This window comes from Acinetobacter sp. YQ_14 (assembly GCF_043102985.1).
Lineage (GTDB): Bacteria > Pseudomonadota > Gammaproteobacteria > Pseudomonadales > Moraxellaceae > Acinetobacter > Acinetobacter venetianus.
This window is the reverse complement of sequence record NZ_JBICJJ010000011.1, coordinates 116,265-132,556: the sequence shown is the minus strand read 5'-3', so window position 1 is coordinate 132,556 and position 16,292 is coordinate 116,265. Positions and strand designations below refer to the sequence as shown.

At 38.4% G+C, this 16,292-nt stretch carries 13 protein-coding genes; all 13 read left to right on the top strand.

Annotation, left to right across the window (positions count from 1 at the left end; all coding sequences use genetic code 11):
- The first annotated feature begins 43 nt into the window (after positions 1-43).
- The 13 genes from ybaK (at position 44) to ACF8D3_RS05650 (ending at position 15,995) form a co-directional block, all read left to right on the top strand.
- Complete coding sequence (gene ybaK, locus ACF8D3_RS05710; RefSeq protein WP_007483359.1) at positions 44-511, top strand: Cys-tRNA(Pro) deacylase; 468 nt, start codon at positions 44-46, stop codon at positions 509-511.
- Between the two features lie 323 nt (positions 512-834).
- Positions 835-2,619, top strand: coding sequence for an IucA/IucC family protein (locus ACF8D3_RS05705; protein WP_392470650.1), 1,785 nt, complete (start codon positions 835-837; stop codon positions 2,617-2,619).
- On the top strand, positions 2,612-4,045 hold the full coding sequence (locus ACF8D3_RS05700; protein WP_392470649.1) for a lysine N(6)-hydroxylase/L-ornithine N(5)-oxygenase family protein: 1,434 nt from the start codon (positions 2,612-2,614) through the stop codon (positions 4,043-4,045). Before ACF8D3_RS05705 ends, ACF8D3_RS05700 begins: the two co-directional genes overlap by 8 nt.
- A gap of 20 nt (positions 4,046-4,065) precedes the next feature.
- Positions 4,066-5,493 carry a DHA2 family efflux MFS transporter permease subunit gene (locus ACF8D3_RS05695; protein WP_392470648.1) on the top strand — a complete coding sequence of 476 codons (1,428 nt, stop codon included), beginning with the start codon at positions 4,066-4,068 and terminating at the stop codon, positions 5,491-5,493.
- Positions 5,494-5,511: 18 nt separating this feature from the next.
- Positions 5,512-7,353: an IucA/IucC family protein gene (locus ACF8D3_RS05690; protein WP_392470647.1), complete on the top strand. Its 1,842-nt coding sequence runs from the start codon at positions 5,512-5,514 to the stop codon at positions 7,351-7,353.
- Between the two features lie 8 nt (positions 7,354-7,361).
- Positions 7,362-9,275, top strand: a complete 1,914-nt coding sequence (locus ACF8D3_RS05685) for an IucA/IucC family protein (protein WP_392470645.1) — start codon at positions 7,362-7,364, stop codon at positions 9,273-9,275.
- A 9-nt stretch (positions 9,276-9,284) separates the two neighbouring features.
- A complete protein-coding gene (locus tag ACF8D3_RS05680) occupies positions 9,285-10,046 on the top strand; it encodes a (2Fe-2S)-binding protein (RefSeq protein WP_392470644.1) in 762 nt (253 codons plus the stop codon).
- Positions 10,043-10,660 (top strand): RraA family protein, encoded by a 618-nt coding sequence (locus ACF8D3_RS05675; RefSeq protein WP_392470643.1) that lies wholly within the window; start codon positions 10,043-10,045, stop codon positions 10,658-10,660. Before ACF8D3_RS05680 ends, ACF8D3_RS05675 begins: the two co-directional genes overlap by 4 nt.
- Positions 10,661-10,753: 93 nt before the next feature.
- A complete protein-coding gene (locus ACF8D3_RS05670; protein WP_007483346.1) occupies positions 10,754-13,006 on the top strand; it encodes a TonB-dependent receptor in 2,253 nt (750 codons plus the stop codon).
- Between the two features lie 80 nt (positions 13,007-13,086).
- Positions 13,087-13,380 carry a hypothetical protein gene (locus ACF8D3_RS05665; RefSeq protein ID WP_007483345.1) on the top strand — a complete coding sequence of 98 codons (294 nt, stop codon included), beginning with the start codon at positions 13,087-13,089 and terminating at the stop codon, positions 13,378-13,380.
- Positions 13,380-14,903 carry a PepSY-associated TM helix domain-containing protein gene (locus tag ACF8D3_RS05660; RefSeq protein ID WP_392470642.1) on the top strand — a complete coding sequence of 508 codons (1,524 nt, stop codon included), beginning with the start codon at positions 13,380-13,382 and terminating at the stop codon, positions 14,901-14,903. Before ACF8D3_RS05665 ends, ACF8D3_RS05660 begins: the two co-directional genes overlap by 1 nt.
- Complete coding sequence (locus ACF8D3_RS05655; protein ID WP_004879400.1) at positions 14,900-15,244, top strand: hypothetical protein; 345 nt, start codon at positions 14,900-14,902, stop codon at positions 15,242-15,244. Before ACF8D3_RS05660 ends, ACF8D3_RS05655 begins: the two co-directional genes overlap by 4 nt.
- A 130-nt stretch (positions 15,245-15,374) precedes the next feature.
- Positions 15,375-15,995, top strand: coding sequence for a GNAT family N-acetyltransferase (locus tag ACF8D3_RS05650; protein WP_004879402.1), 621 nt, complete (start codon positions 15,375-15,377; stop codon positions 15,993-15,995).
- Positions 15,996-16,292: the final 297 nt, after the last annotated feature.

The window sequence follows — 16,292 nt, the reverse complement described above, 5'->3', positions numbered from 1 at the left end:
CTAATACCACTTATTAGATGAATTAAGAATAGTCCGAAAGAAAATGACACCTGCATGTAAATTACTGGAAAAAAATAAAATACCATTCTCAATTCATGAATATGAACATGATGCAAATGCCAAAAGTTTTGGCTTGGAAGCTGCTGAAAAATTAAATTTAAAAGTAGAAGAAGTATTCAAAACTTTAATGGTAACAGACGAAAAAAATTACTACGTTGCAGTACTGCCAGTAAATCATCAATTAAATCTAAAAAAAGTTGCAGTGGCAGTAGGGTGTAAGAAACTTCAAATGGCAAATCCTAAAGACGCTGAGCGATTAACAGGATATTTAGTCGGTGGGATCAGTCCATTAGGGCAGAAAAAGCGTTTAAAAACAGTGATTGATTTAACGGCGCAATCTCTTGAAAAAATCTATGTCAGCGGTGGGAAAAGGGGCTTAGATATAGGTTTGAATCCTCATGATCTAGCCAAATTACTTGGTGCTTCATTTAGTGATGTATTAGACATTTAAGTGAATAAAACGTTCTAAATAGCTGTTATTACTAAAATATTAATTTATCTATAAAAACTATTGAGAATCTTAAAACCATCATTTTATTTAATGAGAATAATTATTATCTTTTTGTATCCTTTTTAATCTTAATTTTATATTTAAGCTAGTTAATTCATATAGTTAAGCCTATATTTTTAGGTTGTTTTATTAAATTGAATTATTAAATGATAATAATTATCATTAGCATAATCTTAATCATAATTAATTGTGGTTGAGGTGTGTTTAGAGCTCAAACATTACGAAAAATAAATTCTACTCTCTCGATAAGAGGATACAGTCTGATGCAATCACTTGCCAATCGGTTGGCGATACAACACTTCGTCAACGCATACACGCAAGAAACTGGCAAAGGTCACTTGCTAAATAAAAGTCAGCAGAGTCCCCAACAACAAGCGTTTAGCCAAGGTTTGACGCTGTTATCAGTTCCGATTCATTCTATTCAAGCCCAATGCTATTTCCCATTAAGTTATGTCAGTCGAGTTGGGCGACATCGGTTACATGCTCTCCCACAAATAACGATTCAAGGACAGATTAAAACATTTAGCCCAGTTGCAATCGTGGGCTTGCTGTTGGAAGAACTTGTCTTTGAATCATCAATTCCTTTAGATGCTGCTTCTCTAGTTGAAAAGTGGATTCAAAGCCGAGATGCACTACAGCAGTTTTTAATGCAGCGTGAACATGATTTTGATGATCTTGTGAAAGCAGGGCAAAGCTTTATTGAAACCGAACAAGCTTTGATTTTAGGGCATAGCATGCATCCCGCGCCTAAAAGTCGAACGGGTTTTGTACATGAGGATTGGTTGAAGTTTTCGCCAGAACATAAAGGACAAACCCAACTTCATTATTGGTTTGTACATCAGGATTATATTGCAGAAGGGTCAGCCACAAACGAGGAAATTTCCGAAGAGCTTAAAACGAATTTACAATGGTATCTGTCTGAAAACGATCTCAATCTATTAAAAACACATACCGAATATAAGTTATTGCCTTTACATCCTTGGCAAGCACGTTATTTACAAAGCAAATCTTGGTTTGAAAGACTAAAACAAACGGGTCAATTGATTGATCTTGGTTTACGAGGATGGCAATTTTTCCCGACTACATCGATTCGTACTTTAGCAAGCTTTAGTGCACCGTGGATGGTTAAACCTTCACTTTCGGTCATGATTACCAATTCAATCCGCGTTAACCTGGCGAAAGAGTGTCATCGTGGAGAGTTAACTCATCGCCTATGGCACAGTGAATATGGTCAGAATATTTTAAAACAATGCCCAAGTTTAAAAGCAGTCAATGACCCAGCTTGGATGGCATTAAAAATAGATGATGAGGTAGTGAATGAAAGTATTTGTATTTTCCGTGATCAACCTTTCCATCCGCAGCAGCAAGTGACGTGTATTGCATCACTTTGCCAAGATCATCCAAGTAAATCGTTAAATCGCTTTAATGCATTATTTGCAAAAATTGAAAAAACGCATTCAGACACTGATTTTTCTGAAATTGCGTTGGATTGGTTCAATCGCTTCCTTGAAGTCAGCCTAGAGCCATTGATGTATTTATATCATCGTTATGGTATGGCTTTTGAATCCCATCAGCAAAATGTACTCTTAGAAATGGAAAATAATTTTCCAAAAACATTATGGCTACGTGACAATCAAGGTTTCTATTACATCGAAGAATTTGCCACTGAGATCTTAAAAGTATTACCAGAGCTAAAAGAGAAAGCGTTTGCGGTTGGACCTAAAGATTTTGTCGACGAGCGTTTTAGTTATTATTTCTTTGGAAATACTTTGTTTGGCATCATCAATGCAATTGGTGCAACGGGTTATATCACCGAAGATAAGTTGCTTGAGCATCTTAAAGGTTTTTTACAAGATTTATTGCAACAGTATCCTGAAAGTACGTTATTGCAAGGTTTATTGTTTAATGAGACGTTGCCTTATAAGGGAAATTTACTCACGCGTTTACATGAACTTGATGAACTGATTGCACCTGTTGAGCATCAGTCTGTTTATGTGCAGCTGCAAAATCCACTGTTCGTAGAGCAGAAGGACGTGAGCTATGCTTGATTTTATTGGAATCGGGTTAGGGCCTTTCAATCTGAGTCTTGCTAGTCTTTTGCAAGGGAAAAGTGAGCTTAAATATCAATTTTTTGAACAAAAAGATGGATTTGACTGGCATGCGGGTATGCAATTGCCCAATGCTTTACTGCAAGTCCCATTTATGGCAGATTTAGTGAGTTTGGTCGAGCCAACAAGTCCCTATAGTTTTCTCAATTATTTAAAACATCACCAGCGATTATATAAATTTTATTTCCGTGAAAATCTATATATTCCACGCCAAGAATATAACCATTATTGTCAATGGGTTGTAAAACAACTGGAGAATGTCCAATTTAATAGTCGCGTTCTTGATATCCAACCCGTAAAAGGTGGTTTCGAGGTTGAGGTTTTATTCAACGGCGAAATACAGTGCTATCGTGCGCGTCAATTGGTTTTAGGAATCGGGACTGTTCCACATTTACCTGAAAGTTTGCAGCATATTTATTCGCAAACAACACAGTGTTTACATTCAGCTGAATATTTGAAAAATTGCCCTGAAAAACTGAAAGGTGATGTCGTGTTGATTGGCTCAGGGCAGTCTGCGGCAGAAATTTTTATCGACTTATTTGATCGTCAATATGCACAAGGACAGGTGAAAGCCAACTTCCATTTACATTGGTTAACTCGATCAGCGGGTTTTTTCCCAATGGAAAATACACCGTTAGGGCTTGAGCATTTTAGCCCTGACTACATGCACTATTTCTATCATTTACCTACTGCACTGAAAGCAGAGTTACCTATTCAACAGGCAAATTTATATAAAGGGATTAGTAGTAAAACGATTCGTGACATTTATGAGCGACTTTATCATCGTAGTATTGGTGGTCAAAATACAGAGGTGACTTTGGCAGGGCATCATCAGCTACAGTATGCAGAAGTACTAGAAAATCAAAAAATACGTTTGCGTTTTGAACAGCATCAGCAAAATGAGAAGTATTTGGTTGATGCAGATTGTGTGATTGCTGCTACAGGCTATCGCTATCCAAAGCCTGCTTTTTTACAAAATTTACAGTCTTTAATTTCACTTGATCAGACAAATCGTTGGCAGGTTAGCTCAGATTTTGAAGTGAATTATAAAGGTGATGGACGGATCTTCTTACAGAATATGCAAGTGTTTCATCATGGTGTTGGAACACCTGACCTCGGTCTAGGTGCATATCGAGCAGCGACGATTGCCAATCAACTTTTGGGTAGGGAGTTATTTAAACTCGATCAGGCTCAATCTTACCAACAGTTTGGTGTTGCTACATCTGTAAAACCGGATCAACCAGTGCGGAATCATGCACAGTTAGCTGATTCAACGCTGTCGCGTGTTTCTCAGAAATCAGATCAGCGTCGACATACTTCGCCAACGTTTTACTCACAGTTAAAACTATCAGAGCATATTGACTAGGTTGTACAGAGGAAAAGTGTATGGAGCAATCTTCTGTACCAACCGCACAATCTGTTCAAGTCGGGTTGCAGCGTTATGTCTTACTTACTGTGATGCTTGGAACAGGCACAGTAAGTTTAAATAATAGTAGTTTTAACCCAGCAATTCCTCAATTGATGCAATATTTTCAAATTGGAGAGATTTTGGCGAGTTGGGTCATTGTTGCTTTTTTATTGGCAATGAGCATCAGCTTGCCGCTCGCTGGTTATTTCAGTCAACGTTTTGGTAAGCGACAGACTTATTTAACTGCATTGTTGTGTTTTGCTTTGGCATCAACAATTGGTGGATTATTTAATCAATTTGAGTCTGTTCTTATCGCGAGAGCCTTGCAGGGTTTTTGCAGCGGTCTCATGATTCCTTTGTCGCTGGGCTTGATCTTTTCGGTCACACCGACTGAACAACGAGGTAGTACTACAGGATTATGGGGTTCGATGATCATGCTGACTTTGGCAATCGGGCCGATGTTGGGTGCGTTAGTTTTGGTCTGGCTCGATTGGCAAGCATTGTTTTTTATCAACTTGCCGATTGCCTGTATTGCTCTAGTGTTGGGCTATCTTTATCTACCTAAAGAACAAGGCGATATGAATCAGTCCTTTGATTGGCTTGGATTCATCTATCTAAGTACAAGCATTATTTTGCTGTTAGGTACTTTAAGTCAGCTTCATCAGCTTGCAGATTTAGTACAACCGATCTATTGGTTATTGCTTGGCATTTGTGTCCTAACATTCTGGCAGTTTGTCAGAAGGCAAAAAGCTCAAACCCGTCCATTGATTGGGCCAGCATTGTTCGATGTAAAAGGCTTTCGATTTAGTCTGATGATTTGTGTGGCACAAACGGTTGGTTTATTCATCGGTATGTTGCTTGTACCGTTATGGATTCAACAGTGTTTAAAGCTGAGTCCGCTCTGGACGGGTTTTGCCCTTATGAGTAGCGCACTTGTGACCGGTCTATGTAGTCAGCCTGCGGGAAAATATCTCGATAAATACGGCGCGTCAAAAATTATGAGCTTTGGTCTCATCATTACCGCATTGTCTTTTGCATTGCTTGCATGGGCACCCGTACAAAATGTCTGGTTCATTATCTGTTGCATGATGTTGCATGGTTTGGGAATGGGCTTGTCTTATATGCCTTCAACCACAGCAGGTTTAAATAGTTTACGTCAGCAACAACAACATTTGGTCACTCAGGCTGCTGCATTAAATAATCTGTTCCGTCGACTTTTTGCCGCAGTTGCCGTGGTACTTGCTGCTTTATATCTGCAATTACGCCAAGACATTTTTCAAACAAGTTCAAATACAGCGCTGGACACATTTAAAGGCATTCAAGAAATTTTTGTTTTTTGTACTGTGCTTATCTTGTGCGCTTTGCCTTATGCATGGCGTTTCCCAGACCAACACAAAATGAATTAAATATTTAGGAAGATCAACATGGGACAATTACATCCAGTTTTATCAAATACGCATCTGATTCAAAATACCTTTCAAGCATGGCAACAACCACAATCTGAACAGTCGAAAGAGGTTGAACAGCGTGTAATAAAACAATTATTACAAGCGCTTATTTTCGAAGAAATCATTGCGGCTGATCATGATGGTGAAAAATTTATAGTTCAGGTGCAGGATCGCCAACAGCAAACGGTGCAGTATAAAGCGTCTGGTCAGCGTCAATATAGTTATAACTTAGTTCGATTGGCGCGTGATCAAGATGTTCTCCGCCAAGATGCGCACGGTAAGCAGCAACCAGCTCGTCTGAATCAAGTCATAGATGAAATTCTGCGTTCAATTACAGACGCCGCGAAAGTTGAAGATTTCATTTTTGAATTAAAACGTACATATATTCACGATTTACAATCACAAGTTTGTTTTGAAAACTATGCCTTGCCTGCAATTCAATATCCTTACGATATTCTCGAATCTTATTTAATGGATGGTCATCCATATCATCCTTGTTATAAGTCACGAGTTGGTTTCAGTTTGCAAGATAATATCCATTATGGCGTTGAATTTGCACAGCCGATGGCGCTCGTTTGGTTAGCTATACATAAAGATATTGTTGCTGAAAACCATTCCAATAGTATTGATACAAAAGAATTTTTTAAGGCACAGCTAAATTCCCAAGACCTAATCCAATTTCAGCAAAAACTTAAAAATCAAGTTAAAGAAAGCGCTGATTATGTGTGGATTCCAGTTCATCCTTGGCAATGGGAAAATCATCTCATCTCAATTTTTGCCGAAGAAATTGCCGATCAAAAAATTATGTATTTAGGTCACAGCCATGATCGTTATTTGGCGCAGCAGTCCTTACGAACTGTGACGAATCTTCAGCATCCAGAAAAACCATATATCAAACTTTCGATGAGTTTAACCAATACGTCGAGTTCACGTGTATTGGCAAAACATACAGTGATGAATGGACCAATCATTACTGACTGGTTGCAAGCTCTGATTGATCAAAGTGAAACTGCGAAAAAATTAGATTTTGCGGTATTGCGTGAAGTTTATGGTTTGAGTGTAGATTTCACCCGTTTACCTGCTTCACATGCAAAACAAGCCTATGGAACGATTGGCTGTTTATGGCGTGAAAGTGTACATCAATATTTACGTCAAGGTGAAGATGCGATTCCATTGAATGGGGTGAGCCATATTCAAAAAGATGAGCAAGCCTTAATTGCACCGTGGATACAGCAATACGGCATGGAAAAATGGACACGTCAATTATTGAAAGTAGTGATTACACCGCTGATTCACTTACTATTTGCTGAAGGTATTGCGACGGAGTCGCATGGGCAAAATATTATTTTGGTACATGAGAAAGGGTGGCCAACCCGAGTGTTGCTAAAAGATTTTCATGATGGTGTACGTTATAGCCCAGCACACTTGGCATATCCAGAATTAGCGCCTGAACTCGATCAATTGCCGCCTGAACATGCCAAAACCAATAGTATGTCTTTTATTTTGACTGGCGACTTGGATGGGATTCGTGATTTTAGTTGTGCATGTCTGTTCTTTGTGGCATTGACGGACATTGCGATTTTTCTAAATCAAACTTATGCGGTGGCAGAACAAGATTTTTGGCAATGGGCAGCGGATGTAATTCAGGAGTATCAGCAACAACATCCTGAACATACTGAGCGTTATCAAATCTTTGATGTATTTGCCGACAAGTTACGTATTGAATCATTAACCAAAAGACGTTTATTTGGTGATGGTCGTATTCAAATTAAGTTTGTTGATAACCCATTAGCACCTTTTAAAGCTCAGTTGAAGTGAGGTTATTTATGAATGCGCTTCAACCTGTCTATCAATTGACAGACAGAACCATTTTACAAGATTTTGTGAATGCCTTATTGGTAGAGGAGTTGATTCCTGAGCAATATGTTGTTGATTTTGAAAAAGCACAAACAAAGCTGAGTGGATTCGATATTGATCTAGAACAGTATTTAAATGAAAGATTTGAGCAGCAATATTTTGTATTGTTACTTGAGCAACAATCAAAGCGATGTGTCTTTTTTCCTGTAAATCAAGGTATTGCTCAACCTTGGTGTTTTTTTGCTGAGTCTGAAATTATCTTAGTAGATCAGATGAATGATCAGGGGAAACTTCAGTCGATTGAATTATTGGAACTATTCCAATATTTGCAAGATATGGAGGTATTTCAACACTGTCAGACGAATAAAATTCAAAATTTTGCAGATCAGATCCAGAAGTGTTTGCAGCAATTTCGTTTGCTGCAACAGCATCAAGTGAATGCCCATGAGTTGATGCATCAAAGTTCCGCACAGATATTTCGTATTTTAGAGCAATATGCGGGTTATCGGGATCGTCCTTATCATCCTTTATCCAAGTTGAAGGAAGGGTTGAGTCAACAGGAATACCTGCAATATTGTCCTGAATTTGCGCAGGAACTCAGTATCCACTGGGTTGCGGTACATAAAGATAAAATGATGTTTGGTGCAGGTGTTGAGGATATTTTTACGCAACAGCCTAGCCAGATTTTTATTCAGCGTGCCGAGCGTTATCAACTCAAACAGGAAATGTTCCAACGTGGTTTGAGTGAAACACATATCGCAATGCCAATTCATCCTTGGCAGTTCAAGCATTTATTTGAACAATTCTTTGCTGAGGATGTCGCTGTAGGTATCTGTCAGCCATTGAATTTTATTTCAAAAGGAATGTACGCCAGTGCTTCAATGCGAAGTTTATTGTCTGAGTATATTCCACAAGAAAGTCTGAAATTGCCGATAGGGATTAAAGCACTTGGTTCATTACGCTTTCTTCCGATCGTAAAAATGATTAATGGTGAGAAAAACCATAAACTATTGTTACAAGCACAGCAAAAAGATCCTGTGCTACAGCAAAAATTATGGTTATGTGAAGAAACCCAATGGTGGTCTTATTTACCTGAAAAACAGCAAGATCGAAGTGCTGATAATGAATGGTTATTTGTAGAGAAACCAACACATTTAGCGGCTCAACGCCGTCATATTCCACCTGAATTATTGCAGCAGCCGTATCAACTGATTCCAATGGCAAGCCTGGGGCACAAGATTTCAGGTCAGCCCGCTGTGTTTGATTATATTTTGCAGCGACAAGGGCTGTCGAATGGAACGGCCGAGGTGTTAGAGCAATTCGCCCAATTATGTGCATGCTTTTTTGAAGTGAATTTACGTCTGTTCCGTTTGGGTTTGATGGGAGAAATTCATGGACAAAATTTATGTCTGGTGCTTAAAGATGGTCAATTTGATGGATTGATGTTTAGAGATCATGACTCATTGCGTATTTACTTACCGTGGGTATTACAAAATGGTTTGGATGATCCAGATTATTTAAGTCCACATGATTTTAGAAATACGCTCTATCATGATTCAGTCGAAGAATTATTGTTCTACATTCAGACTTTAGGCATTCAAGTCAACCTTGGCTGTATTGTCGATACTTTGGCGAATTATTATCAGATTGAAGTGCGTGAATTTTGGAAGGTGTTGGCTGTTGAGTTACAGCAGATACTGGAACATTTAGATTTTCAGCCTGAAATTCAAAAGCAGTTACAACGTTTATTGTTTGAGTCACCATATTGGCCTTATAAACAATTGCTTCGACCGTTGCTTGAACAAGATACTCGAATAGGCAGTATGCCTTCAGGTATTGGAAAAACAAGCAATCCACTTTGGCAAGTTTTCAATCAGTCATAGTAGCGATGCATGAATAGTTACTGTGCTGATCAAGCAAGATTAACCACGCCAGTTTCAGCGTTGAGCAAACATCTGAAACTGGAGGTGTGTTACTTAGACACAAAGGCGATCACTTTAGCAGATTTGCTTGATGATTCGATTTGTGAGAAGACGCTGCAAGACTTTGCAAAACGTATTCATGCTAAAAACCTAAGCTGTGCCAGCTCTTTATTTGTCAAATATTGGTCTACTGTTTGGATATTACCTTTTCTTTATTGTCAGGCGGCATCTTTAACTTTTGTGAAATGGCAGAGTTCAATCTTAGCTGTCAACTTATCCAGTGAATGGTACTGGGATCGGACATTGCAGTTGACAAACTCTGAGGCTTTATCTCTTGAAGTTATGTCTTTGCAGGATATTGGTGCAATTTTTGATCAGCTCAATTGTTTGTTTCAACAGATCGCTAAGGTTGGAAGAGTGTCTTATGCCTTGCTTTGGGAAAATGCTGCGGTTCGTGTGGTGCAGTTCTATCACTCATGGACACAGCAAAACATAAGTCCTGAGATGCAAGAAAAATTACAGCAACAACAACAGCTCATCAAAAAGCGATCAGCTCAAAGTTTTCATTTAGCTGAAAATCCTTTTGTTCGTCTTTGGGGTCACTGGCATCCAGAGCTTGCAACCTATATGAGAAAAAAGTGCTGTTTGTATTTTCAGTTAGAGGAAGCTGGTCAAACTTTATGTCGCAACTGTCCATCACAGCTAAACAGATCAAATGAGAACATTTTATGAACCAGAACATAAACCTAGAAGCGCTTATAGCAGCGTATAAAAATATCGCGACCTCAACCATTGGGCATGTATTGGATGAAGGGCATATTCCACATGTTTTTCCAATGTCTCCTGAACAAAGTCTAGTCGGTGTGATTAGAACAGCGCGGCTTGAGTCAAAAAATGCAAGCAAATTAAGATATGTCTTGATGAGCTGTCGGTCGAACGAAGTCCTCATCATTGATGCACGATATGATTTACAACGTGCATGTTGGGGGGAGCAAAGGAGTGTAGCTGCGATTCATTGTGGTTTAGCTGGCGTTGTCGTGCTTGGTGCTATTACTGATCGACAGGCGTTATCAAAATTAAAGCTTCCCATTTTTGCACATGCTGTCAGTTGCTTAACCACTCGTAATGAGGGGGAGAGCTTAGTTGAAATGGACACAGAAATTTATATTAATCAGTTCACGGTGCATTCTGGTGATCTATTAGTGGCTGATGCAGATGGCGTTTTTGTCTTGGCGATTGAGACAGCACATCAATATTTGGAGCAGTTTCAACAGCTCGAAACTGAGGAAAAACTCAAAAAAGACAATTTTTTTCGTCTGAATGAAATTAATGAATACTATTTTTAATAAAAATCATTCTCATTAATATTTAAATTTAGTATGATGAGTCGCCTTTTGGATATTTTTTGAGTGATATTAGGGCTCTGGAGAAATGAGAAAATGAAAGCGAAGAATGAGTTTGGGGCGAAAAAAGTACTGTTTAAAATGACACCATGTTGTCTTGCTGTCATGGCAATGTTTGCTCAGCATGTCTATGCAGATACAAGTTCAAATGAAGTTGCTACTGAAGAATCTAAGGAAAAACCAGTTGCGCAATTAGAGAAAATCGTTGTTACAGCAACGCGGACACCAAAAAATATTGCAGAAATTGCGGGGACTGTTCAAACCATTGACCATAATCAAATTGCGCAGCAAGCAACGGCGGGGCGTAAAGTTGCTGATGTATTAGCGCAACTTGTTCCATCACTCGCACCAAGTAGTGGAACTACGAGTAACTATGGTCAGACGATGCGTGGCCGTAATGTATTGGTCATGATTGATGGTGTATCTCAAACAGGTTCGCGTGATGTATCACGACAACTCAATAGTATTAGCCCGAGTATGATTGAACGTATTGAGATCATTTCAGGCGCTACAAGTATTTATGGTTCTGGTGCTACAGGTGGCATCATCAATATCATTACCAAGCGTGCTGATACATCAAAACCATTGAGCTTTGAAACTAAAGTTGGAATCACTTCATCAGATACATTCCGTGGCGATGGTTTAGCTTATGAAGTTGGGCAAACTGTTTCATTCGATAAAGACAATATCAATGGTTTCTTAGGTGCGAACTTTACCAGTCGAGGTTCTCAATTCGATGGTAAGGGAGAGCGTATCGCAACCGATCCATACCAGACCAGCCGTGAAGATACCGATACAATCGATGTAAATGGTCGCGTGAATATTGATTTAACAGATACACAGTCTTTGAGCTTTGGTGCGCAATATTATAAAGACAAGCAAGACACAGAATATGGACGTGATTATACGGGTGATGTCGTAAACAATCCTTCATATAAAGCAGTCAAAGGGTTGAAACTAGATAATCAACCATTCACTGAGCGTTATGCAGTAAATACGCAATATCAAAATCAAGAGTTTTTAGGGCAAACCTTAAATCTTGAGGCATATTACCGTAAAGAAAATGCACGTTTTTTCCCTGTTTATGCACTGACTCAGTTTGCAAGCCAATCACAATCTGAGATTGAGGTAGCTGGGCTTCGCTCAACACTTCAAAAAGAACTAAGCGTTGCTGATCGTGCCTTAAAACTAACGTATGGTTTAGATTACGATCATGAAAAAGATCATCAATATTATGACTTATTGAATGCATTGGATAATGGGCTGACTTATACAAGTACAGGCAAAAGTTATGGGGCTGGGCCTGATACAACGATTCAAAATATCGGTGCTTTTTTACAAGCTGATTATGAACTGACGGATCGTTTAAATATCCAAGCGGGTACGCGTTATCAATATATCAAAGCAGATACAGATGCTTATATTCCATCAAGACAAGCTCAACGAGCAGCCCAAGGGCAAAGTGCTGATTTGACCGTCATTCCAAGTGACTCAACCAATTCAGACAAGTTTCTATTCAATTTAGGTGCTGTATACAAATTAACGGATGATCAGCAAGTCTTTGCGAACTTCTCACAAGGTTTCAGTTATCCAGATGTTCAACGTATGCTACGTGATGTTGCGATTTATACGCTTTCAACAGCGAATATTGAACCGATCACAGTGAATAGCTATGAATTGGGTTGGCGTTTAAACCAAGATGATGGTTTAAATCTTGGTGTAACAGGCTTCTATAATACGTCCGATAAGGTTGTACAGTTTAATGCTAACCGTTCTGCTAGTGTGGCTGATGCAGATCAACGTGTATATGGTGCAGAGCTCACTGCAAGTTATCCATTCATGGAAAATTTTAAAGTCGGCGGAACACTCGGTTATACCCGTGGACAATACGAGGATGCTGCTGGTAAATGGCGTGAACTCAATGCTTATCAAGTTTCTCCAACCAAAGGAACAGTCTTTGGTGAATGGAATAATGATGAGGGTTATGGCGTTCGCGTACAAATGTTAGCGGTTAAAGGTACGGATAAAGCAGCCAAAGACGATTTAGTTGCTGTAACTGACGATAATATCCTTCCAAACTCGGCGGCAAAAATTACAGGTTATACCACCATGGATGTGCTAACACATTTTCCTGTAGGAAAAGGGCGCTTAGACTTTGGTGTCTATAACGTGTGGAACAAAGACTATCGTACTGTATATAGCCAACAATCGGCTGTCTCATTTGCTAAGTTATCAAGTCTACCTGCTGAAGGTCGTACCTATGGCCTAAGCTATACGATTAATTACTAATAAAATTTGAGAAAGAAATATTGATTGGATAATGAGTATTTCTTTCTCTCTAAGCTTTTTTTGAGTGCAAGGTAATTAAGATGAGCCGAATTGAAAAACAAGAAAAATTTAATCTGACTTATCGTAGAGTATTTTTCATCTGTCTTGCAGCTTATTGTTATAGCTCTTGGCTAAGTTTAGTTTTGGCAAATTGGTTACCGTTTGCGACAGCAGAAAACGTCTATTTGGCCGTATTTTTAAGTTTTATTTTCTTCATTTTCTATGTGGTATTAGCCACTGCGGTGATATCTAAACTTTGGTTTTGGAGTATGAATAGTTTAGGAGTATTACTTCTTGCAGGTTATTGGTTATTAAACAGATGGGGAATGACCTAATGAGTTTTCGTCAAATACAAGCCATTGTGCATAGCTGGTTTGGCATTGTTGTTTTATGGGGCATCTTCTTTATATTTTTTACAGGTTCCGTCGCTTATTTTCGTACAGAGTTGAATGTCTGGGCGCAACCTGAAGCGATGAGTCGTATTCAACATATTCCATCTACTCAACAGTCCGCTCAAACTGCTTTTGATTATCTTAACCAACACGCTGAAGATGCGAAACGTTGGAGAGTCACCGTTGCAAACGAGCGAATGCCTGTCAATTTACTACAATGGCAAGATGAAAATGGACGGCATCAACAATTACAGAATCCTCTCACTGGCGATTTACTGAATCCAGTACGCGATACTTTGGGTGGTGATTTATTCTTTAAATTGCATTACACCTTGTATCCGCTACCCAGCAAAATTGGCAGTTTTATTGTCGCTATTATTTCAATTATTTTTTTAATTAGCCTGATTTCAGGGATTATTACTCATAAGAAAATCATCAAGGAGTTCTTTGTTTTCCGATCTTATAAAGGACAACGATCTTTACTCGACCTACACCATATAACGGGCATTGTGACGTTTCCTTTTTATTTGATTATGGGGTTTACAGGCTTATTGATTCTATTTTATCTAGTATTGCCGTGGGGACTGTCGCAGCATTATGGGAAAGCCGGCATTCCTCAATTTTATAATGAAATGCAGTATATAGAGATGGCGAAACCCTCTACATCATCGTCATCTAAAACAATGCAGCCGTTTAAAAAATTTATTGAGCAATTACCAGCTCAGACACAAACAGGGGCATTTTTAGATAAATTTGAAGTAAGAAAACCCAATACAGCGGATGCGGTGATTAGTTTTGAATATAATTATAAAAATATTATCACCTTAAATACACCTCAATATTTTTTTGCGGCAAATACGGCTGAGTTACTTGAGCAGCCAAGAAACTTAAGTGCTGTGGCTCAGTTGGCTTCATCGACGTATGGCATTCATCTTGGTTATTTTGCATCGATGTGGATGCGTTTTATTTTGTCGTGCATGGGTATTATTGGTTGTGTAATGTTGATAGCAGGAGCATTACTATGGCAAAAGAAGCGAATCAAAGTCCACAATAATTTTAGTTATAAATTAGTACGACAACTGAATTTCTTTACCTTTTTAGGACTTCCTTTGGCTTCCGCAGCTTATTTATTAGCAGGACGAATATTGCCTGCAACGTTTGAAAGCAGAAGCAGCTATGAAGTGGCTACTTTTTTTATGATTTGGCTTTTGAGCCTGTTATTCAGCTTAACTTTAAGTGTTCGCAAAGCGATTTTATCTTTGTTGATCGTTACGGCATTGGTCTTGCTCATGATTCCAATCATTAGTTTTATCACCGTGCCTGAAGCATCTTTATTAAATAGTACAGTTCATGGTCAGTGGTGGTTGGCAGGTGTTGATCTTGCTTTTCTATTGCTTGCTTTGGCTTATATCGCAGCAATCCTGTTCTATCTCAAAAAGTTTAAAGTATCTGGAGAGATAAAATGAGTTTTGCAGCATTGTTTTGGTCCTTAGCTGCCGTGATGCAGGGCTGTATGTTGAGTCAGTTTGGTCAGAAGCATCTGAAATACGATGGGTTAAATCAAAATCTTAAAAGAGTTTTGCCTTGGCTAACAGTTTTATTCCTGATGATTTCATTGCTAATGAATTGTCATTATGAAGGTTCTTCAGTTGGACCTTTAACATGGCTATTCGTGATACTAACAACAGCATTTTTTTTACAAGTACTTAGTTTTTATCTATTTAGAAAATATTTCATTTTGATTTGGTTAGGTTCGATCATTTTCGCTTTTATTTTTACAGCACTAGAGCTTTTAGCGTTTATTTAAGCTTTTCAAGGTAGAAGCGAATACGCTCTTATAAATAAATTAAATTAACAAAAAACAAGAAAAATAAATTCCACCATTTAATGAAAACGATTATTATTATCATTTAATGGTAAAAGCAAGGAACTATATAATGCTTACGCTTTCACAAAAACTTCCAGACTATTTCGAATACTATGAAGACGGAACGCAATACTATTTGCGTCAAGTACAATACCCGCAAGATATTCCGCTTTTACACCAATGGATGCATGAACCACATGTGATTCCTCAGTGGCAATTGAATAAGTCAGAACTAGATTTACAGGTTTATTTTGACAAGATGCTGGCAGATGATCATCAACGTTTATTGATTGTCGGGATTGACGGTAAAGATGTCGGTTATACCGAAATTTATGAAGGGAAACGTGATCGTTTAGGCCGTTATTACGAAGGAGATGAGCAAGATCTAGGTTGGCACTTACTGTTTGGTGATAAGTCAGTTTTTGGTAAAGGTTTCTTACGTCCAACCATTCGTTTACTAAGTTTTTATATTTTTGAACATTCGCAAGCAAAAAAAATTGTAGGTGAACCTGATCATACCGTTAAGCCGTATGCGGCTGTAGTTGAAGAAATGTGTTATGAAAGCCAGCGGTTAATTCCAATGCCAGAAAAAACGGCGATGTTGTACTACTGTTATCGAGAGACTTTTTATAATAAGTTCGAGAGCTATTTCAAAGCTTCACAACAACAATCAGAGGCGCAACCAGCCTAAATCTCGTAAATAATATAGGTGCTGCAACTGAGACATGGGGGTTAACTATGTCTCAGTGATAATCATAGCTTTGGATATTTATTTACTTTTTAAAGTCTAATCAACATAATTTGGCTGAAGGCCTTAGACATTTAATCTCTCTATAGACTGATCCATATGATCAAATAGCACTCATATTTTATATGGTTATGCAAGTCAACTTCCCCATAAATTACAATTATAGTGTGGATTTGAAATGATTTGATTGTTTTTTGATCAAATTTATTTCATTTATTTACAATTCGGATTTTATGCTCA